Here is a 21,631-nt window from a genome sequence, read left to right on the forward strand (position 1 = left end):
GGTTGAACGGTCGGCCGTTTCCCCACCAGCTCCCGAATCGCTTATCGGTAGCCGGCAAATTATCTGGACATACCGAGCCGGATCCCAGGCCGCGGACGGGCGGTGGCTAGCGAGGCTTCGCTGCGTCAGCCGGCCGGGCGACCATCCGAATGGATGCATGCCGCGCGGCTTCGGCGGGTGTCTTGCCGAACCGGCGGCCGAACGCGGTGGCGAACCGTGTTGCGTTGGTGAAACCGTAACGGCGGGCGATCGCCGCGACCGACGCCTCGCCGATGCCGCGTGCGAGCTCGTCATGCGCCAGATCGAGCCGGATGGCATGGAGCGCCGCCAGCGGGGTGCTGCCGCGGAAATGTCTGAAGACGCTCGTCAGGGTCCGCAAACTGCAGCCGGCGGCCGCGGCGACATGCGTCATTCGGATCGGCTGCGCGCCATGGGCGCGCATGAAATCCTCCGCACGCCGGACATAGGCGGGGATCGCCGTGTCGCCCGTGCTGGCGAGCCGCGCGGTATGGTTATGGCGGGCGCCATGCAGAACCAGCGAGATGATCGAATCGGTCAGGGATGCCAGGGCGACCGGGCTGCTCGGCACGCCGTCCTCCCTCTGGAACTCGTGCATGACGAAATCGAGCTGGTGCATCAGGCTGGCCGTGAGCCCCCTGCTCCAATCGAGGCCGGGCTCGAAATCCAGGGACTGGCGCAGCGGCTCGTCCAGCATGTGCTCCAGCGCGGTCTCCAGATCCGCGACCTTGAAGAAGATGTTGTTGCGCGCATTGTCGTCGCTGATCGAGAGCCGGCCGCCCGGACCGGGCCTCCAGACGAGGCCCGACCGGGTCGTCGCCGTCGTGACCGCCCCCCCCTTCGCCAAGGTGATCTGGCCCGCCAGCATGGTCGTGAAGCAGTACAGGTCGCCATCGTCGCCATCGACGGAGACGACGGTTGCGAAACTGCTATCGGCATAGCTCGCCAGGATCGCCCCCGTTCCACGCGTGGCAAGCGTGAAGATCGGCTGTTCGAACCGCATGCGCCACAGCGCGCGATCCTGCAGTTGATAGGTGTAGACGCGGCGCGAACGTTCGGCCCGTTCGGGCACGTGAATCTGGCCGTTCAGATCGTCCGGATCATTCGTCCGGACGACATCGAACATCGCCAATCGGGCGGAAGCGCCCAAAGGTTCGGCCATCGACATCCCCCTGCCCCGGCCTTCATCGCCCGAATCTCCCGCCAACTTTGACAAAATCGGCAGCGGATCGACAGATTCGGCGACGAAATCCTGAATGTCATCAGAAACATCATCGCCTGTTTCGGGCGATATGCAACCGTGAGTTCCCCGCCTCCCAGCCGCGACTCTGGGGCCCGACATCTTTCGGATTATACCTATGCCAGCTCTGAACTTCCTCCGCCCCCGGCGCGGAGTCCCGACCGCTGGTCTGGTCGCCCTCGGCTTGTTGCTGGCCACCGCCGACGAAGCCTTCGCACAATGCGCGGCAAACGCCTGCGTGGTCACCAGCAGCGCCGACACCTTGGGTGGCGCTCAGACGACGCTCCGGGACGCGATCACCTACGCGAACGCCAATGCCGGAACCACGATCACGTTCTCAAACGCGATCGCAGGGCAGACGATCACCGTAGGCAGCTCCGGGCTGAACGAACTGCCGCTCGTGATCGGGAACAACACCGTCATCGACGGCGGTGCGAACAACATCACCGTGAGCGGCGGCTCGACCAGCGCAACCACCGGCTACCGCGTGTTCTTCATCGGCGATGCCGGCCAAACCGGCGCCGCAAGGACGAATGCGACAATCCAGAACCTGACCATAACGGCCGCCAACGCCCGCGGCGGCAGCATCGGTGGCGCCGGCAGCGGCGGCGGCGGCGGCGCGGGATTGGGCGGCGCGATCTTCGTCAGCTCGACGGGTGCGTTGACGGCTGGGAACCTCACCCTTGCCTCGAACAGCGCCACGGGCGGGAATGCCCTCGGGCCGAACCACCCCGCCAATATCCACGGTCCCGGCGCAGGCATGGGCGGCGATGTCCCCGACTGCTGCAACGGCGGCGCCGGCGGCTTCGGAAGCGGGGCGACCGGTGGCGCTGCCGGAGGCGGCTCGGGAGCTCCTGGAGCGTTCACGGGGGGCGCCAGCGCGGGCTCGAGCAATGGCGCCGGGGGGGCCAGTGGCGGCGGAGGCGGAGGCGGGATCGGGTTCGCTGAAAGCGGCGGCGGCGGCGTCGGCGGCACGCACGCCGGTGGGTTCGGCGGCGGCGGCGGTGGCGACGGCTTCGGTAGCGGCGGCGCCGGCGGGTTCGGTGGCGGTGGCGGCGCTGGGGCGGTCGGAGGATTCGGCGGCGGTGGCGGCGTTGGAAGCGCCGGCGGCTTTGCGGGAGGCTCCGGCACCTCTGGCGCCGGAGCCGGCGGCGGCGGAGGCGCCGGCCTGGGGGGCGCCATCTTCGTCACGGAGGGCGGCTCTCTCACATTCAACAATTCGCTGAACGTCACCGGTAACAGCGTGACGGCCGGCACGGCGACGCCGCCCGCGGCGGCCGGCTCGGCCTTCGGGGCGGGGCTCTTCCTGCAGGGGAACGGCAACATCGTCTTCAACCCGGCGCTCGGAGCCTCCCAGAGCATCGGCAACGCCATCGCCGACCAGACGGGGTCGGGCGGCACGGGCACCTTCGCATCGGGCGGGCCGACCTGCACGCCTGGGGCCGCGACGCCCTGCGCCGGTTATGCCGGCGCCGGGAGCTGGAGCTTGACCAAGAACGGGGCTGGCACGCTGACCCTGTCGGGCCCCAACACCTATTCCGGCGGCACGACGATCAATGCCGGCACGCTGGTCGGTTCGTCGACCTCCTTCGGATCGGGCGCGATCAACGACAATGCGGCCCTGATCCTCGATCAGGCGGCCGCGGGCACCTTGGCCAACCTCATCACCGGCACCGGAACGGTCACCAAGACCGGGGCCGGGGCCCTCACCCTGACCGGCCCCAACTCCTACCTGGGCGGCACGACGATCAGTGCCGGCACGCTGATCGGCTCGTCGACCTCCTTCGGATCGGGCGCGATCGATGACAATGCGGCCCTGATCCTCGATCAGGCGACCGCGGCCACCTTCGCCAACCTGATCACCGGCACGGGAACGCTCACCAAGACCGGAGCGGGCGCGCTCACGCTGACCGGCCCCAACACCTACTTGGGCGGAACGACGATCAGTGCCGGCACGCTGATCGGCTCGTCGACCTCCTTCGGATCGGGAGCGATCGACAACAATGCGGCCCTGATCCTCGATCAGGCGACCGCGGCCACCTTCGCCAACCTGATCACCGGCACGGGAACACTCACCAAGACCGGAGCGGGCGCCCTCACCCTGACGGGCTCCAACACCTACTTGGGCGGCACGACGATCAGTGCCGGCACGCTGATCGGGTCCTCCACCAGCTTCGGTACCGGGCCGATCGTGAACGACGCCGCGCTCGAGATCGATCAGGCGGCCGCAGGCACCCTCGCTGGCGCCATCTCGGGCAGTGGCACCCTGACGAAGACAGGAGCGGGCGCCCTCACCCTGGCCGGCCCCAACACCTATGCAGGCGGCACGACGATCAGCGCCGGCACACTGATCGGCTCGTCGACCTCCTTCGGATCGGGCGCGATCGACAACAATGCCGCCCTGATCCTCGATCAGGCGACCGCGGGCACCCTCGCCAACCTGATCACCGGCACCGGAACGGTCACCAAGACCGGTGCGGGCGCCCTCGCCCTGACCGGCACCAACAGCTATGCGGGCGGCACGACGATCAGTGCCGGCACGCTGATCGGGTCCTCCACCAGCTTCGGTACCGGGTCGATCGCCAACGACGCCACGCTCGAGATCGATCAGGCGACCGCAGGCACGCTCGCCAACCTGATCACCGGCACCGGAACGGTCACCAAGACCGGAGCGGGCGCGCTCACCCTGGCCGGCCCCAACACCTACCTGGGCGGCACGACGATCAGCGCCGGCACGCTGATCGGCTCGTCGACCTCCTTCGGATCGGGCGTGATCGACGACAATGCGGCCCTGATCCTCGATCAGGCGACCGCGGCCACCTTCGCCAACCTGATCACCGGCACCGGAACGCTCACCAAGACCGGGGCCGGGGCGCTCACCCTGACCGGCCCCAACAGCTATGCGGGCGGCACGACCATCGTGGCCGGCACGCTGATCGGGTCCTCCACCAGCTTCGGTACCGGGCCGGTCGTGAACGATGCCGCGCTCCAGATCGATCAGGCGGCCGCAGGCACGCTCGCTGGCGCCATCTCGGGCAGCGGCACCTTGACCAAGACCGGAGCGGGCGCCCTCACCCTGACCGGCTCCAACACCTATGCGGGCGGCACGACGATCAGTGCCGGCATGCTGATCGGGTCCTCCACCAGTTTTGGTACCGGTCCGATCGCGAACGGCGCCGCGCTCCAGATCGATCAGGCGGCCGCAGGCACGCTTGCTGGCGCCATCTCGGGCAGCGGCACCCTGACCAAGACCGGAGCGGGCGCCCTCACCCTGACCGGTCCCAACACCTACTTGGGCGGAACGACGATCAGTGCCGGCACGCTGATCGGCTCGTCGACCTCCTTCGGATCGGGCGCGATCGACGACAATGCGGCCCTGATCCTCGATCAGGCGACCGCGGGCACCTTCGCCAACCTGATCACCGGCACCGGAACGGTCACCAAGACCGGAGCGGGCGCCCTCACCCTGACCGCGGCCAATACCTATTCGGGCATGACGACGATCGAGACCGGCGTCCTGGCGGGTGGCGCGGCCAACAGGTTCAGCAATGCCAGCACGACCTGGGTCAATCCCGGCGGAACGCTTGACCTCGGCGGCTTCGCCCAGTCCATCGCCAATGTGACGCTGAACGGTGGCACGCTGCGCAACGGCGCCTTGACGGGGGCGGTGACCTCCAATGGCGGCACGGTCAACGGGCTGGGCGGGCCGGCTTCGCTGACCAGCGTTGCCGGCACGACGACCGTTCTGGGCACGAACGCCTATACCGGTGCGACGACCGTCACGGCAGGCACGCTGATCGTGAACGGCTCGATCGCTTCGTCCTCCGGCCTGAGCGTCGCAGCGGGCGGGACGGTGGGCGGCTCGGGCACGCTGCCGACGGCGGTCGTGAACGGCACGCTGTCTCCAGGCAATTCGCCTGGAACCATCAGCATCAACGGCAATCTGACGCTCGGCGCCAGCTCGCTCTACCTGGCCGAGCTGCAGGGTGCCGTCGCCGACCGGATCAACGTCACCGGCACGGCGAGCCTCGCCGGGACATTGCAGCTGGTGCCGCTCGGCAACGCCTTTCTCTTCTCCTCGCCCTATACCCTGCTATCGGCCGCCGGCGGCCTCGGCGGCACGCGCTTCGGCACGGACAATGCCAGCACCTCCTTCGGCGATGGCGTCACCAGCACCGTCAGCTACACCGCGACGGATGTGCAGCTGACCCTGGAGCCGAAGCCTCTGGCGCCGATCGTCATCGATCCGGTGATACCGCCGCCCGTAGCGCCCACTCTGACGCCCGCCACCAGCCTCGGGCGGCCGACGAACGCGCTGTCGGTCGCGCTGGCGATCGACCGGGCGGTCGCGAACGGAGCCGATCCGTCGGCGCTCTTCGCGATCTACAACCTGCCGGCCGCGGCCATTCCCGCCGCCGTGAACCAGCTCTCGGGAGAGGTGCACACGGCCGCTCCCGCGATGGCCGCCAGCGGCGCGGACCAGTTCCTGCGCACGATGCTCGATGGTTCCGGGCCGGGCCGGCTCATGGGTGGGCCGAACGGCCCTGCCGGCGCCGCCGGCTTCACCGCCGATCTTCCGTCCAGAGCGGATGGGGCCGGACGCCCGACATTCGATCCCGCGCGCTTTTCCGTCTGGGGCGCGACCTTCGGCTCGACGGGACGGACCGACGGCGATGCGACGACGGGGACCGCGAACCGCAATCTCTCCGACGGCTATGTCGCTGTCGGCGCCGATATCCGGCTCGGCTCCAATACGGTTGCGGGCTTCGCGGCCTCCGGCGGCCAGTCGCGAGCCTCGCTCTCCGGCGGGCTCGGCAAGGCGGATGCCGACGTCTTCCAGGCCGGTCTCTACGGCCGCACCATGCTCGGATCGCTCAACCTCGCCGCCGCGCTCAGCTATGCGAGGCTCGACACCGACACGACACGGGCGATTCCGTCGCTCGGCCGCAGCGGCGTGACCGCGTCCTACGACACGCAGGCCTGGAGCGGCCGGGCCGAGGCCAGCTTTCCCGTGGCCACATGGGCCCTGGGGGCCGGAAGCCGCATTGCGGTCCTGCCGCTCGCCGCATTCCAGTTCGTGCAGGCGAGGAGCCCGGCGGCGGTCGAGCGCGACTGGACCGGCGCCCCGGCGGGGACATTGGCCCTGGCGCGTCGTTCCGACATGACGAGCCGCAGCGAACTCGGCGTCCGGATCGAGGGCGATCTGATGGCCGGCGCGATGCCTGTCACGGGTTTTGTCCGCGCCGCCTGGGCGCATTACTACCAGCGCGACGCGGAGCTATCCGCCTCGATCAACGGCTTGCCCGGGGCGATTTTTGGGGTGACCGGCGCCAAACCGGACCGCAACAGCGCCCTCATCGCCGCCGGCGCCGACATCAAGCTCAGCCAGACCGTCAGCCTGGGCATGCGCGTCGATTCCGAACTCTCAGGAAACACGAAGCGGATCGGCGGCACGGCGCAGCTCAGGGTCAGCTTCTGAGACGCATCGCGGCGCAGCTGATGGACGGGCTTATCCCGCAAGCGCGCTGACCCGACGCAGGGCTTCGGCTGTCCGGATTTGCGGCTCTGCGCGTTGGCCGCAAGCCGGGATCGGGCGCTTGGGTTGAGTCGATCCTGCGCCAAGAACCGACATCGGCTCGACGCCGAGAGGCGGACATTGACAAGCGGTGAAACGGCGGTCTGCTGCGAACGAGATTGTGCGCAAGCGCGCTGACGGTCCTTGAGTGATCCGTGCCGTGGACCATGCGCTGAGTTTGCTTCGGGTTCGGATGAGCCGGCCGCCTCCTTTCGACGATGAAGCGCCGTCGCCCTCCGGATCGCCAGCGTGACATGCATGTCCCTGGTCTTAGTTGTGCCAAGAGCCGATGCCAGAAGGCCCGATTGCACTGGTGCACGGAATTGAGGCTGACCATAGGTGGCGAACGAAGGTGACCGGCAGCAGCCGGCTGTCAACGCGCTGGCGACCGCAGAGCCGGAACTGGTTTCTCGCCCCGCCTCCGAGGATCGCGAGCCCGAGGCCGCAGCACACGGGCCGGCCCCTGAAACCAGCGATGACGCGTCTCGCCAGCACGGGACGCGCCGGCCTGCGGGTGGCAGCTCGTTCCTGAGAATGCTGGCTTACTCCGGGCTCGCGGTCTGCCTGGCTGGCCTCATCGGGCTTTGCGGCGTCGTCGCCTACTACGCCTCGCAGCTGCCTCCGCTCAGTCAGCTCACGGTGCCGAAGAGGCCCCCGAACATCGCCATCCTGGCGCATGACGGCTCGTTTCTGGCGAATCGCGGCGCGACGGGCGGCCGCCAGGTCTCCCTCGGGGAGCTGCCACCCTTCCTGCCCCGGGCTTTCGTCGCCATCGAGGACCGGCGCTTCTACGACCATTGGGGCATCGACCTGATGGGCCTCATCCGCGCGGCCCACCGCAACCTGACCCATGACGGCGGCCTTCAGGGCGGCTCGACGCTGACCCAGCAGCTCGCGAAGAACCTGTTCCTGACACAGGAGCGCACGGTCTCGCGCAAGATCCAGGAAGCGATTCTGTCGCTTTGGCTGGAGCGGAGCTACAGCAAGGACCAGATTCTCGAACTCTATCTCAACCGGGTCTATTTCGGCGCCGGTGCCTATGGCGTCGAGGCCGCGGCGCAGCGCTATTACGGCAAGCCGGCCCGTGACGTCTCGCTGCCGGAAGCCGCGATGCTCGCTGGCCTCGTCCAGTCGCCGTCGCGCCTGGCCCCCAACCGCAACCGCGAGGCCGCTCAAGAGCGCGCCGAACGCGTGCTCGCCGCGATGAAGGAGCTCGGCTTCATTACGCCCGACATGGCCCAGACGGCTCTCGATGCGCCGGCCGAGCTGAAGTCTCCAAAAGGAGCCGGTTCCGCCAATTATGCCGCTGACTACGTGATGGAGACGCTCGACGATGTCGTCGACACCATCGACTCCGATGTCGTGGTCTCGACCACCCTCGAGCCATCCCTGCAGGCGGCAGCCGAGCGGGTGCTATTGGACGAGCTCGATGCGAAGGGCCAGAAGTTCAATGTGAGCCAGGGCGCCTTCGTGGCGATGCGGCCGGACGGGGCCGTCACAGCGCTCGTGGGTGGCCGCGACTACGAGGCGAGTCAGTTCAACCGGGCGACCTCCGCCCACCGCCAGCCGGGCTCGTCGTTCAAGCCATTCGTCTATCTGACGGCCCTCGAACGAGGGCTTCGCCCCGACACCGTGCGCACGGATTCACCAGTCAATATCGACGGCTGGAGACCGGAGAACTATGACCGGGGCTATCGTGGGCCGATCACGCTGCGCAGGGCTCTCGCGCTGTCTCTCAACACGGTGGCGGTGAAGCTCAATATGGAGGTCGGTCCCACGGCCGTCGTGCAAACGGCGCAGCGCCTCGGCATCACCTCGCCGCTCCAGGCCGCCCCCTCGCTCGCGCTCGGCACCTCCGAAGTCACGCCGCTCGAGCTCGTGGGCGCCTATGCGACCTTCGCCAACGGCGGCTTCGCAGCTGTGCCCTATGTGATCACCGAGGTGAAGACCGCGGATGGCAAGCTCGTCTTCAGCCGCTCGGCTTCGGGTGACCGGGAGCAAGTCATCGATCCAGGCGCTGATGCCATGCTGAACGAAATGATGCACAACATCTTCGTCATCGGCACGGCCCAAAGGGCGCGGATGCCCGGCTGGCCGATGGCAGGCAAGACCGGCACCACCAACGACTTCAAGGATGCCTGGTTCGTGGGCTACACCGGCAATCTGGTTGCCGGCGTCTGGCTTGGCAACGACGACAGCACGCCCACCAAGGGCGTATCCGGCGGCAACCTGCCGACCGACATCTGGCACAACTTCATGAAGGTTGCCCTCAAGGACCAGAAGCCGGTCGCCCTGGCGGGTGTGCCCGGCGCAGGACAGGATCCGCGCTACGCCAATGCAGGCGAAAGCGGCCGCGGCCAGCCGCGGCAGCGCGCCAAACGCCAGAAGAACTTCTTCGAGAGGCTGTTCGGGCTCTGAGGCTCCATCATTCGTGCCGATGCGCCGGAGCATTCGCGACGAGGCGTCTGACGGGTGGGGTTGGCCGTTGGACGATGCGGGTAACGTCCGCTCCCGGTCGATTCAGCCCGAATGGGCTGCAGAAGCCGATACGGCTGGCTGCCGAGCTTTCGTCGTGCCAGTCTAGGGAAACCCCAGAACGTCGCGTCCACAGCAGGCCTTTGTCGTGCCGGTTCCCTCGGAGAGTCCAGACAAGCCCAGCTTCCTGAACCGGCGCAAAGGCGTGGTGCGGGTCGCATCGCTCCTGGCGGCCTCTGCGGTTCTCGCTGCCCTTCCCTTCGCGTACAGCGCTGTCCGCGACTACGGCTCGTTCCGTGCCGCGATACTGACCGGTTCAGCGGAGGGAGCGTATTATTCGCTTGCTTCGAGCCTCGCCAGGCTGGCGCGGCGCGATGGCGGGCGCCTGGAGGTCGTCTCGACCGCCGGCTCGATCGAGAACGCCAAGCGCATTGTTCCGACGCAGGGTCCCTGCGTCGAGAAATTCGCCTTTATCCAGGATGGCACGCCCGTCCCGCCCGACGCTGGCCTCGAGCTGTTGGGACGCCTGCCCGAGCCCGAGTCGCTGCTCATCCTGGCGCGGCGCGATCGCTCGTTCGCCGGCTTTTCCGACCTGCGCAACGCAAGAATCGGCATCGGCCCCCCGGATTCCGGGACCGAGTTTCTCACGAAACAACTGCTCGGCGATGCGGATCTGAAGAAGCTCGACATTCGAACATCCAACCACGAGCTCGAAGAACAGGCCCGGCTCGTCGCGGATGGCCAACTCGATATCGCCGTCTACGTCATGCGTAACGATGCCGGTTTCCTGCGTGACATCATCGGTCGGTACGATCTCGATATCGTCGAGCTGCGGGATCTGAAGGGCCTGACGGACCGCTTTCCCTGGTTGAGCATCGGGCGGGTCCCGGCGGGTCGCTTCGACCTGATGCGCGGGATCCCCGCAACGGACAAGTCGGTGCCGCAGGTCAATACGCTCGTCTTGGCAAATTCCTGCGCGAAGAGGGCAGACCGCGTCGAACTGCTTGTCCTCCTGGCGGCGACGCTCCCGACCTTCGTCCGCAGCAATCCACCGAGTTCGACAAGTCCCGCCACCGCGCTCCCGCTTGCCAGCGAAGCGAGGCAGTTCTTCATCGCGGGCGAACCGGAATTCGTCGACCGCTATTTTCCATGGCTGGTGAACGTCATGTCTCCGGCCTACTGGATCTACCTGTTCATGGCTGTGACTGCCCTGTTCAATCTGCTGAAGGGCATCAGCCATTTCCGTCTGTGGCGGATCGATGCAGCGCGAGAGAAGCTCGAAGACAAGATCAGGCAAATGGGGCTGACAGGCCTCGGCCAAAAACCTGGCGATGCCATGCAGGCCACCAAACCAGGCGCAAACTCACAGGACATCGCATTGGATATTCTGGAACAGCTCAGGAAACTGCGCTCACGCTGTCAGAGCCATGCCAACTCATTCGCCACCCCGATGGGCGATGAGATGTTCTACCGCTATCAACAGTCCCTTATCGACCGTGCGAGCGGCGACCTGAAGGCGATGATCAGGTCGGGAGGCACATGATGCGGTTTCCGGGCGGCGCAGGGGTCAGGTGCGCTGGAGCTCGCCTTTTGACAGGCGACGCTCGATGCCTGCGCTGTAGCAGGACAAGCCGAAGCAGATGATGAAGAACACTGCGCCTGCGAAGAAATAGGCGGTTTGCCGGATCTGGTCGCCGATATTCCAGGCCGGATCGATCAGCGCCCCCTGCAGGACGCCGAGGAAGTCGAACAGGCCGGCGATCAGGACGATGGTCGTTTCCTTGATGATCGAGATCGACACGTTGACGATGCCGGGAATGGCGGCCCGGAGCGCCTGCGGCAGCACGCACAGCATGAGCGCGTTCCACGGCCTGAGCCCCAACGAAAGCGCAGCCTCCATCTGCCCCTTGGGCACCGACTGAAGGCCGCCCCGGATGACTTCGGCCATGATGGCGGCGTTGAACAGGGTGAAGGCGATCAGCGCGCGCAACAGCACGTTGATCTCGACACCCGGCGGCGCGAACAGGGGGAACAGGACGATCGCCAGGAAGAGGACGCCGACGAGCGGAAGTCCGCGCATCACGTCGATATAGAATGCGGCGAGGCCGGCGACGATCGGCAGGTTCGAGCGCCTCGCCAGCGCCAGCGCGAGGCCAGCAGGCAATGACGTCGCGATCGTCGATGCGGCGACGATGATGGTGAGCATGATGCCGCCCCATTGCGACGTCGGCACCGGCGACAGGCCGAACCATCCGCCGCGCAAGAGGATGGTCGCGACGATCGCATAAAGGGCTGTAAGGACGAAGGCTGCGAGCAGCTTCCGGCTTCTCCACCCCAGCGCAAACATGGCGACGCCGGCAATCGCGATCGCCAGGCACAGGATCGGACGCCAGCGCTCGGAGGGCGGGTAGGACCCGAACAGGATCTGCCCGAACCGATCCTTGATGAACAGCCAGCAAGCGGCGTCCACGCCGGCGCAGGCCTGCGGGCCCGGGCCGCTCCACACCGCGTCGACCAGCGTCCAGCGGACAAGGCCAGGAAGGGTCATGGCCAGCCAGATGAGAATCGCGGCGGTGACCACCGCATTGAGTGGCGTCGATACGCAGCGGCGCAGAAACGTCGTCGCGCTCACCCTAGCGCTCCCGTCTCAGCATGCGCTCGTTGGCGATGTTGGCGACCGCCGCGATCGCGAGATTGATGAGCAGGTAGCTCGCCATCGTCATGCCGATGATCTCGAGCGGCTGTCCTGTCTGGTTGAGCGCGGTTCCCGCGAAGATCAGCATGAGGTCGGGATAGCCGATGGCGGCCGCCAGCGAAGAATTCTTGAACAGGGTGATGTACTGGCCGGTCAGCGGCGGCAGGACCGCCCGGAAGACCTGTGGAATGACGATCGTCGCGTAGATGCGCGGTTGCGACAGGCCGAGCGCCATGCCCGCCTCGCTCTGTCCCCGGCTGACGCTGACGATGCCGCCGCGAATGAGTTCCGCGATGAAGGCCGAGCCGTAGATCGTCATGCCGACGACCATGGCGACGAACTCGGGAATGACGGTGGCGCCGCCGGCGATATTGAAACCGCCGGGCGTCGGCACGTCCCAGGCGACCGGCGTCCCGGTGACGAGAGTGCCAGCAAATGGCAGCACGAGGGCAAGGAGCGCCGCGCCCCAGAGGCCGCGCGCCGGGCGGCCGCTCGCAATGCGCCTGCGTCGTGCGGCGCGGGCGAGCAGGACGAAGGCGACGAGGCCGACCGCGAGCAGGACCATGAAGGCGACAAAGCCGGGCTCGGGAACAGGCCAGGGAAAAGCAAGGCCGCGCTTGTTGAGGAAGACGAGGTCGAACAGCGAAAGGCTCTGACGCGGCGGCGGCAGCGGCCCGAGCACGGCGAAATACCAGAAGAACAGCTGCAGCAGGAGCGGGATGTTGCGCACGGCCTCGACGTAACCGAGCGCAAGGAGGGCAAGGAGCGGGTTGCGGGCGAGCCGCAGCAGCGCGACGGCAAGGCCGAGCACGGTCGCCCCGGCGATGGACAGCGCGCCGAGGAGGACCGTGTTCAGCAGCGCGACCCAGAAGGCGCGCAGATATGTGGACGTTTCCGGATAGGGGATCAGCGCCTGCGCGATGTCGAAGCCCGCTGGCCTGCCGAGGAAATCAAAGCCGACGCGCAGGTTCAGCCGCGCGACATTGGCGCCGACATTATGGGCGATGAAGGCCACCGCGGCGCAGAGCAGGAGCACGAGCCCCACCTGGATCGCGAAGCTGCGGGGGTCATCGAGCTTCAGGCGGGTCGACCAAGGCACGGGAGGCGGCCTCATGCGGCCGTCTTCCGCCCTGACTTTGGCGCGATCGGCGGGCATTCCGCAATTTGGTGGGATCAACGGAACGGCGGCGCGATGATCAGCCCGCCATCCTTCCACAATCCGTTGAGCCCGCGGCTCAGTCCGATCGGCGACTTCGCTCCCAGATTGCGGTCGAAAATCTCACCGTAATTTCCAACGAGCTTGACGATATTATAGGCCCAATCCCGCGACAGACCGAGCTTCTGGCCAAGGTCGTCGCTGACGCCGAGGAAGCGCTTGACCTCGGGATTGGTCGAGGACGCCTTCAGCTCGTCGACATTCTCCGAGGTGATGCCGAGCTCCTCGGCCGCGATCGTCGCGAACATGACCCAGCGCACCAGATGGGCCCATTTCGGGTCGCTGTCGCGCACGACGGGGCCGACGGGCTCCTTGGAGATGGTCTCCGGCAGGATGACGTGATCAGCCGGATTCTTGAGGCCCTGGCCGCGCGACGCGAGCGAGCCGCGATCATTGGTCCAGGCGTCGCAGCGGCCCTCGTCATAGGCGAGGCGCGCCGGATCGGTGCCGTTGAAGGTGACGATCTTGTAGGTCAGCTTGCGCTGGCGGAAATAGTCGGCGACGTTGAGTTCGGTCGTCGTGCCCTGGGCTGCGCAGATCGTTGCGCCATTCAAATCGTTCACGCTCTTCACGTTCGCCGACTTGCGCACCATGAAACCCTGGCCGTCGTAGAATAGCGCCTGGGTGAATTCGAGACCGGCGCCGTTGTCGCGATTGAAGCTCCAGGTGAAGCGGTGCGTCAGCACGTCGACGCCCGCGGTCGCGAGCACGGTGAAGGCGTCGCGGGGCTCGACCACCTTGGTTTCGGCTTTCGCGATATCGCCGAAGATCGCAGCGCCGAGCGCCCGGCAGAAATCGACGTCGAAGCCGCGCTGCTTGCCCGCTGAATCGGTGAAGGCGAAGCCGGGATTGTTCGGCGAGGTGCCGCAGCGGACGACCCCGCGTTGCTTCACGTCATCGAGCGTGCCGGCATGAGCCGCGCCGAGCGACGCGAGAAGGGCCGCGGCAGCGACCGTCAGGGCCATGGATGTTGCAGTCCTCGACGTCACGGCTTCCCCCTGAGGAAATGGTTCTTTTGGCGTGACGTGCGGCAGTTGGCCACGACACCGACGCGCGTCGAGAAGGCCCAACCGTCAGGCAAATAGCAATGGGGCGATAGGCTCTCAGGTGATAGGCAATCGCTTATTGCCCTTATGGGCCGCGAGCTGTCGCCGGAGATGCTCGGCGAAGAGCGCGACCGCCGGCGATACCGGCTTCGTCACCGAGAAGACCTGCCGGATTTCCATCGTCAGAGGCGGTGCGTCGAGCGAGAGCATGACGAGGGCGCCGCTGTCGAAATCCGCCGCAACCCTGTCCAGCACGCAGCAATAGAGGCCGACGCCGCCGATCACCAAAGCGCGCAGGAACTCGAATTCGGTGGCCTTCGAGACGAGATTGACATTGGAGACGCCGATGCCGGCCAGCAGCGCCGCGATGCCCTGTCCAAACAGCGAGCCGTCCGGCGCGCCGACGAAGGGATAGGCCGCCAGCTCCGCCGGAGGGATGTTCCGGCGACGGGCGAGCGGATGCTCGGGCGCAGCCGCTATGGCCAGCTGCATATGGCCGACCGTCGTCGCGCGGAGGCCCGGAATGTCCTGGTCGCCGAGGAACAAGCCGATATTGGCGGTTCCGTCGCGAACCATATCGACGATCTCCTCCTGGCGGCCGACGCGCGTGATCAGCTCGACCTCCTTGTGCTCGCCGGCGAAATTGGCCAGCAGGGGCGGCAGCACCTGCGACAGCGAACGCTGGCAGGCGAAGACGACGCGGCGCTCCGCCACCGTGCGGAAGCGGGAGAGATCGCTGACCATGTCGTCCGCTTCGGCGAGCAGCTGCCTGGCATGGCTGAGGAAGGTCCTGCCGAGATCCGTGAGCTCGACGCCGCGGCCCCGGCGCCGCTCGAACAAGGCTCCGCCGGATTGCGCTTCCAACGCCTGCACGTGCGAGCTGATGGAGGGTTGCGCCACGCCCAGCCTTTCGGCTGCGGCGCGGAAGCCACCGCCTTCGGCGATCGCGATAAACACTTCGAGCCGCCTCAACGTCAGGCCCGGCGCCCGCTTCATGGCCTTCCCCCATGCGCATTCTTGTCCGTCACAATAGTCAATTGGCTATCGCTGTCATAGGTGTTTCGCCCCGTTGATCTGCCTCCCCCTTCCTGAAACCTTCCCGCCACTTGACGTCGGCGCAGAGGCCCAAGCGGCTGATCGCGGCCTGAAATGGCGTCTGAACGGAAGCGAATGGGGAGATCTTGGATGGCGCTTCAGGATGCTGCTCCCACCTCATCGCTCAGCGTCGCGGTGGATATCGGCGGCACGTTCACGGACCTTGTCGGCTTCGACGAGGCGACCGGCCGGGTGCTGCAGGCGAAATCGCTGACGACGCCGCGGGAACTGTCGCAAGGGGTGTGGGACTGCCTCGCGAAGGCAGGCATCGAGCCCCGCGCGGCGCAGAATCTCGTTCACGGCTCGACGGTCGCCATCAACATCGCGATCGAGCAAAAGGGCGCGAAGACGGCTCTCGTCGTCACCAGGGGCACGCGCGACGTCTACAAGATCGGCCGGCAGAACCGGCCTGATGCCTACGACTTCAACTTCAAGAGGCCGTCGCCGCTGACGCCGCGCTCGCTGACCTTCGAGGTGAGCGAGCGCCTGAAGGCGAGCGGAGAGGTCCTGTCGCCGCTCGATCTGCGGGAAGTGGAGCAGGTCGCCGCGCAGATCCGCGACAGTGGCGTGGCCGCGGTCGCCGTCTGTTTCCTGCACGCCTACGCCAATCCCGCCCATGAGATCGAGGCGGGCCGACTCCTGCGGGCCGCGCTTCCCGGCGTCTACGTCTCGCTGTCGCACGAGATCGTCCGTGAATACCGCGAATATGAGCGCACCTCGACCACGGTGATGAACGCCTATATCGGCCCGCGCACGGCTGAATATGTCGGCCGCATGCAGGACCGGCTCGGGGAGGACGGCTTCGACGGCCGCTTCCTGATCATGCAATCGTCAGGCGGCGTCATGTCGCCCGAGCACGCCAAGATGCTTCCGGTCGCCATGATGGAATCGGGGCCGGTCGGCGGCGTCATCGCTGCGGCCGAGATCGGGCGCAGGCTCGGGCTGCCGAACGTCATCACCTTCGACATGGGCGGCACGACGGCCAAGACCAGCCTGATCCAGAACGGCGTCGTCTCGATCGCCCAGGGCTACCATGTCGGCGGCCATGCCAGTGGCCATCCCGTGATGTTCCCGGTGGTGGACATCGTCGAGGTTGGCGCCGGCGGCGGCTCGATCGCCTGGATCGACCATGTCGGCGGCCTCAAGCTCGGCCCGCAGAGCGCCGGCTCCGACCCCGGCCCTGTCTGCTATGGGCGGGGCGGCGCCGATCCGACGGTCACCGACGCCAATGTCGTACTCGGCCGCATCGGCGCCTCGAGCTTTCTCGGTGGCGAGATGCCGCTCGACGAGGCGGCGGCGCGCGCCGCACTCGCGGGGAAGATCGGCGAGCCGCTCGGGCTTGAAGCGGCCGCGGCAGCGCATGGCGTCATCCGCGTCGCGATCGCCAAGATGGCACTCGCCGTGCGCGGCGTCTCCGTGCAACGCGGCTACGACCCGCGCGACTTCGCTCTTGTCGCGATGGGCGGCGGCGGACCGCCGCACGCCCTCGAGATCGCGCGCGACCTCGCAATCCCAAAGGTCGTGATTCCCAATCTTCCGGCGCATTTTTCCGCGCTCGGCATGCTGATGAGCGATGTGCGGCACGATTTCGTGCGCACGCATTATCGCATCCTGACCGACGCGGACACGGCGGAAATCCGCACGCTCTACGAAGAGCTGGCGGGCGCCGGCGCTGCAGCTCTCGATCAGGCGGGCGTCGAACCTGGCGTCCGCTCCGTCGAATATTCCATGGACCTTCGCTACGCCGGGCAGGAATTCACGCTGCAGATTCCCGTGAATGCCGATGAGATCGCGCATGGCGACATGGCTGCCGTGCGCCGCCGCTTCGACGACACGCATCAAAACCGGTTCGATCACTCTGCGCCGGACGAACAGGTGGAACTGGTCAATCTGCGTCTGACGGCGCGCGGAGCGCGGCCGAAGATCATGTTCCCGCGCCTTGCCGCCGCCGACGGCGACGCCCGGATCGGCACTCGTCCGATCGTACTCGACGATCCCGCCAAGCCGGTCGACTGCCCGGTCTATCGTCGCGAGCGACTTGCCGCGGGCTCGCGGATCGAAGGCCCCTGCGCCATCGAGGAGTTCGGATCGACGACGCTTCTGTTCGCCGGCGACGTGGCCAGCGTCGCCGAGACGGGCGAGATCATCGTGGAGGTGGCGCGGCCATGAGCGGAGGGTCTTCAGTGCTCGATCCAGTCACACTCGAGGTGATGCGCAACGCGCTCCCCGCCATCTCGGACGAGATGAGCTACGATCTCCAGCGCACCTCCTACAACATGATGATCTACGAGGTGCAGGACTATTGCACCGCGCTGCTCGACGTCGACGGCGCGTTGATCTCGCAGAATATCGGCGGAGTCTCGCATTTCGTCGCCGATCTCGGCGCCGTCATCAAGGATGGCGTCGCCCGCTTCGGGAAGGACGGCTTTTCTCCCGGCGACGTCGTCATGCACAATCATCAGGCGACCGCGGGGCAGCATCTCAACAACGTCGTCATCTACACGCCCGTGTTCCACCAGGATCGCCTGGTCGCCTTCGCCGTGGTGCGCGCGCACTGGGCCGATGTCGGCGGTCAATCGACGGGATTTGGCGGCACCGGCGCCTATGATCCGTGGAGCGAAGGACTTCAGGTCGATCAGCTCAAGATCTACGAGGCAGGACGGCCTGACGAGAAGGTCCTCAAGATCATCCGCGACAACATCCGCTATCCCGACGCGGCCTTCGGGGACCTGCGCTCGCAGCTCGCGGCGTGCAGGCTCGGCGAGCGTCGCTTCTGCGAGCTGCTCGACCGCTACGGCCATGACGATGTGCTCGCGATGATCGCGGCGATCTACGCCGAGACCGAAGCCAAGGCGCGCGCGGCGGTCGCCGAGATCCCGGATGGGACCTATGAGGCCGAGGCGAAAATGGACGGCCCGCGCGGCACGCCGCCCTTCGAGATCAAGGTGAAGGTCATCGTCGCCGGCTCCGACATGACGATCGACCTGTCCGGCTGCTCGCCGCAGCGGGAGAATTCAGGCCTGAACAGCCGCACCTATGCCGGCGCCTATATCGCCTACAAGGCGCTGACCGCGCCGATGGAGCCGCTGAACGAAGGCGCGTTCGGCGGTCTCAACGTCGTTCTCCCCGAAGGCAATATGATGATGGCGAAATTCCCCGCCTTCATGGCGAGCTGGGGCTCGCCCTTGCCGACGGTCGTCGACGCGATCTGGCGCGCTTTCGCGGGCGCCCTGCCCGACCGCATTCCGGCGGCTCATTCCGGCTCGCTCGGCGCGCCGTTTGCGCTGTCCGGGCAGGATCCCGCGCGTGGCGCCGGTTTCGTCGCGCAGAGCATCGAGGCCGGCGGCTGGGGCGGCCGTCCCGATGCCGATGGCGAGGACGTGTCCATGTCGGTTTGCCAGGGCGACGTGCGCAACACGCCGATCGAGACCATGGAGCTCAAGGCGCCGCTGATGGTCGGCGAGCGGGCCCTGTGGGCCGACTCGGGCGGGCCTGGAAAGTTTCGCGGCGGCCTCGGCGTGAAGACCACGATCCGCTCGCTGGTCGACGGCCGCTGGAATGCCGGGCCGCCGGGCCATCGTTCCGGTTACGCGCCGTGGGGATTGCGCGGCGGCAAGCCCGGCGCGATCGGCTTCACCATGATCCGCGAGCCTGGCGGCGACTATGAGCGCTCGCTGGCGCCGCGCGTGTTCGGACCGGCCGGAACCGAAGTCATCTACCGCACCTCGGGCGGCGGCGGCTGGGGCAATCCGCTGGAGCGTGACGTCGAGCGCGTGTCGCGCGACGTGCGCGAAGGCTACGTGACGCCCGAGCAGGCGCGCGACGCCTACGGCGTCGTCATCGACGGCAGCGGCCGCGTCGACGTCGCCGCCACGCAGGCGCTGCGGGACGGCGCGGAGGTGGCATGATGAGCGCGACATGGATCGACGAGGCGCTGCGGACGCGCTGTCTTGCGCGCCGGCGCGAAGCCGTCAGCGACAGTCTTCGCGCGAAGGGCCTGGACGGGCTGATCGCCTATGGCAGCGGCCGACACTCCTTCCTCGCCTCCAACCCTGCCTGGTGGCTGACGGGGCTCCGACAGATCGGACCGCATCTTGCAATCGCGATCCCGCTGGACGGCGATCCGTTCGTGATCGCCACGCCCGCCTATGACGCCCGGCGCATCGCCGAGCGCATCGGCGATGTCGCGCTGACGGTCGTCGACGAGGCGGAGTTCATCGAAACCGTGCGCCGGGAGCTCGATCGGCGCGGCCTGCTCGGCAAGCGCTTCGCGATCGCGGGAGGCGTTCAACCCAGGCGCATCAGCGAGGCGTGGCCGGCCATGTTCGCGACGCCGCCGCAAGCCGGCGATGCGCTGGTGAGCGACATTGCCAGGATCCGCGACGATTGGGCGATGGCCTGCGTTCGCCGTGGCGCCGATATCGCGGAGCGAGGCTGGGCCAACGCGCTCACGACGGCGCACCCGGGAATGGCGGAGTATGAGCTCGCTGCGGAGATGGAAGCCGATATGCGCGCCATGGGCGCCGAGGATAATTTCCAGCTCCTCTCCGCCTCCCAGCATAATCGCGCCGCGCATCGCGCCAGCAATCGCATCCTCGCCGCCGGCGATGTGCTGCTCGGCGAAGTGACGCCATCGGTCGAAGGCGAATATGTGCAGATCTGCCGAACCGCCGTCTTCGGCGAGCCGACCAGGCTGCAGCAGGATACGTTCGCGCTTCTCGACGGCGCGCTGCGGCGCGCCATGGCGGCTGCGAAGCCCGGCACGCCCGCCCGTGACATCGTGCACGTGATGAACGAACCGATCATCGCCGCGGGCTATGAGACCTACACGAAGCCGCCCTACATGCGCACGCGTGGCCACAGCATGGCGCTCGGTTCGCTCGATCCCGAGATCGCCGTGGACAGCGACCAGATCCTGCTCGAAGGCATGGTCTTCGTGCTGCATCCGAACCAGTACATTCCGGAAACCGGCTATGTCATGTGCGGCGAGCCCGTGCTCATCACGCGCGACGGCGCCGTGCCGTTGACCGCCCGCATGGGCACGCTGGACGTCATCCCGGCCTGAAGGAGGCGGTCATGCTTTCGCTCGAACCTTCGATCAAACGCGGCCTGACCTTCTGGGACCGCGCGCTGCTCTCGGCCGACGAATTCGACGAGCGCGTGCGGCTCGTGCGGGAGGAGATGCGACGGCGCGGTCTTGCCGCCCTCGTCATCGCCGGCAACATGTATGAGGACGAGGATCTCGTGTTCCTGGTCGGCTACAATGTCGACGGCGTCTTCGTTCTGCCGGCGCAAGGCGAGCCGGCGATCTTCACCAATAGCGGCAGTCGCGAAAGCTTCTTCCTGCGCGAACTGACCTGGATCTCCGATCTGTCCCATCGCGGCGCGCAGACCGGCGCGGCCGTCGCGGAGACGCTGAGGAGCCGCGGGGTGACGAGCGGCCGGATCGGCGTCGCCGGCCTGCAGGTCCTCGCCGCGCAGCCTTACAATGATCTCGTCCGCAATCTCGCCGCCTACGAGATCGAGGATTTCACGCCGGCCTATCGTGCGTTGCGCGGGACGTTGCGCCCCCGCGAACGCGCCGCGCTGCGCGTCGCGCTCGGCATGGCGGACGCTGCAGCGATCGCGGCCGAGACGCTCTACGCGGCTGGCGCATCGAATGCGAGCGCGGTCATCGAGGCCGAGCGCGTCGCGCGCCGCGTCGGCGCCTGGGACGTGCGCATCCTGTCGAATCTCGACGGCGGCGAATTGCGCCCGTTCGAACGGCTGTCGGACGAGAGGCACGACCCGTTCCTGATGTGGATCGCGACGCGCTACCAGGGTTACTGGGCCGCGCGCGCCGTCAACGCGCCGGCCGATCCCGAGAGCGAGGCGGCGCGCGCCGTCGCGGCCATGGTGGCTGCGGCGCGCCCCGGCGCGACCGCCGGCGAGATCGCCGCAGCGGGCCTCGCCGGCTTGAGCGAAGCCTCCCGCCGGTCCGCCCTGGCTTACGGCTTTGGCGGCGGCGTTGGCCTCGCCATGGACGGGCCGCCCTTGATCCGCCCCGACAGCCGCGACGGTCTCGCACGCGGCATGACCTTGTTGCTGCATGTCTTCGCCGAGGGCGGCGAGCGTCCGTCGCTGGCCGGAGCAATGATCGAGATCGAGGCTGACGGCGCGCGGCCGGTGGCTGCAGTTCCCGCGTCCCTGCCGCCGATGACGACGGCGGCCCGCGCGTGATTGTCCGGGACTGGGCGGACGAGTTCGTCGAGCGGGCGCCACCGCCGGCAGC

General features: G+C 67.5%; 12 protein-coding genes. 7 read left to right on the plus strand and 5 right to left on the minus strand.

The genetic code is table 11. The annotated features are described in order from the left end of the window. Positions 1-106: 106 nt before the first annotated feature. On the minus strand, positions 107-1,519 hold the full coding sequence (locus tag EV560_RS25695; protein ID WP_131858684.1) for an AraC family transcriptional regulator: 1,413 nt from the start codon (positions 1,517-1,519) through the stop codon (positions 107-109). Between EV560_RS25695 and EV560_RS25700 the strand changes: the two genes are divergently transcribed. The 3 genes from EV560_RS25700 (at position 1,497) to EV560_RS25710 (ending at position 10,851) form a co-directional block, all read left to right on the plus strand. Continuing rightward, positions 1,497-6,737, plus strand: a complete 5,241-nt coding sequence (locus tag EV560_RS25700; protein WP_131858685.1) for an autotransporter-associated beta strand repeat-containing protein — start codon at positions 1,497-1,499, stop codon at positions 6,735-6,737. The genes EV560_RS25695 and EV560_RS25700 overlap by 23 nt on opposite strands. 630 nt (positions 6,738-7,367) lie before the next feature. Further along, on the plus strand, positions 7,368-9,251 hold the full coding sequence (locus EV560_RS25705; RefSeq protein ID WP_131858686.1) for a transglycosylase domain-containing protein: 1,884 nt from the start codon (positions 7,368-7,370) through the stop codon (positions 9,249-9,251). Positions 9,252-9,456: 205 nt separating this feature from the next. Beyond that, the gene (locus EV560_RS25710; protein WP_131858687.1) at positions 9,457-10,851 is read left to right on the plus strand and encodes a TAXI family TRAP transporter solute-binding subunit; all 1,395 of its coding nucleotides are present in this window, start codon (positions 9,457-9,459) and stop codon (positions 10,849-10,851) included. A gap of 24 nt (positions 10,852-10,875) precedes the next feature. Here the strand turns inward: EV560_RS25710 and EV560_RS25715 are convergent, their stop codons facing one another. The 4 genes from EV560_RS25715 to EV560_RS25730 form a co-directional block, all read right to left on the minus strand. Next, positions 10,876-11,940 carry an amino acid ABC transporter permease gene (locus tag EV560_RS25715; RefSeq protein WP_131858688.1) on the minus strand — a complete coding sequence of 355 codons (1,065 nt, stop codon included), beginning with the start codon at positions 11,938-11,940 and terminating at the stop codon, positions 10,876-10,878. A gap of 1 nt (position 11,941) precedes the next feature. Then, positions 11,942-13,117 (minus strand): amino acid ABC transporter permease, encoded by a 1,176-nt coding sequence (locus EV560_RS25720; protein ID WP_131858689.1) that lies wholly within the window; start codon positions 13,115-13,117, stop codon positions 11,942-11,944. A 59-nt stretch (positions 13,118-13,176) separates the two neighbouring features. Beyond that, positions 13,177-14,184 carry an amino acid ABC transporter substrate-binding protein gene (locus tag EV560_RS25725; protein WP_131858690.1) on the minus strand — a complete coding sequence of 336 codons (1,008 nt, stop codon included), beginning with the start codon at positions 14,182-14,184 and terminating at the stop codon, positions 13,177-13,179. A 138-nt stretch (positions 14,185-14,322) separates the two neighbouring features. Continuing rightward, positions 14,323-15,261, minus strand: coding sequence for a LysR family transcriptional regulator (locus EV560_RS25730; protein ID WP_131858691.1), 939 nt, complete (start codon positions 15,259-15,261; stop codon positions 14,323-14,325). 189 nt (positions 15,262-15,450) lie between these two features. Between EV560_RS25730 and EV560_RS25735 the strand changes: the two genes are divergently transcribed. The 4 genes from EV560_RS25735 to EV560_RS25750 are packed head-to-tail and all read left to right on the plus strand — an operon-like array spanning position 15,451 to position 21,579. Next, the gene (locus tag EV560_RS25735; protein WP_165923618.1) at positions 15,451-17,529 is read left to right on the plus strand and encodes a hydantoinase/oxoprolinase family protein; all 2,079 of its coding nucleotides are present in this window, start codon (positions 15,451-15,453) and stop codon (positions 17,527-17,529) included. Between the two features lie 14 nt (positions 17,530-17,543). Continuing rightward, on the plus strand, positions 17,544-19,268 hold the full coding sequence (locus EV560_RS25740) for a hydantoinase B/oxoprolinase family protein (RefSeq protein WP_165923619.1): 1,725 nt from the start codon (positions 17,544-17,546) through the stop codon (positions 19,266-19,268). Then, complete coding sequence (locus EV560_RS25745) at positions 19,268-20,425, plus strand: M24 family metallopeptidase (RefSeq protein WP_165923620.1); 1,158 nt, start codon at positions 19,268-19,270, stop codon at positions 20,423-20,425. Before EV560_RS25740 ends, EV560_RS25745 begins: the two co-directional genes overlap by 1 nt. A gap of 11 nt (positions 20,426-20,436) precedes the next feature. Then, positions 20,437-21,579 (plus strand): M24 family metallopeptidase, encoded by a 1,143-nt coding sequence (locus tag EV560_RS25750; protein WP_131858695.1) that lies wholly within the window; start codon positions 20,437-20,439, stop codon positions 21,577-21,579. The last annotated feature ends 52 nt before the right edge of the window (positions 21,580-21,631 follow it).

Source organism: Allobosea sp. BK604, from assembly GCF_004341515.1.
Taxonomy (GTDB): domain Bacteria; phylum Pseudomonadota; class Alphaproteobacteria; order Rhizobiales; family Beijerinckiaceae; genus Allobosea.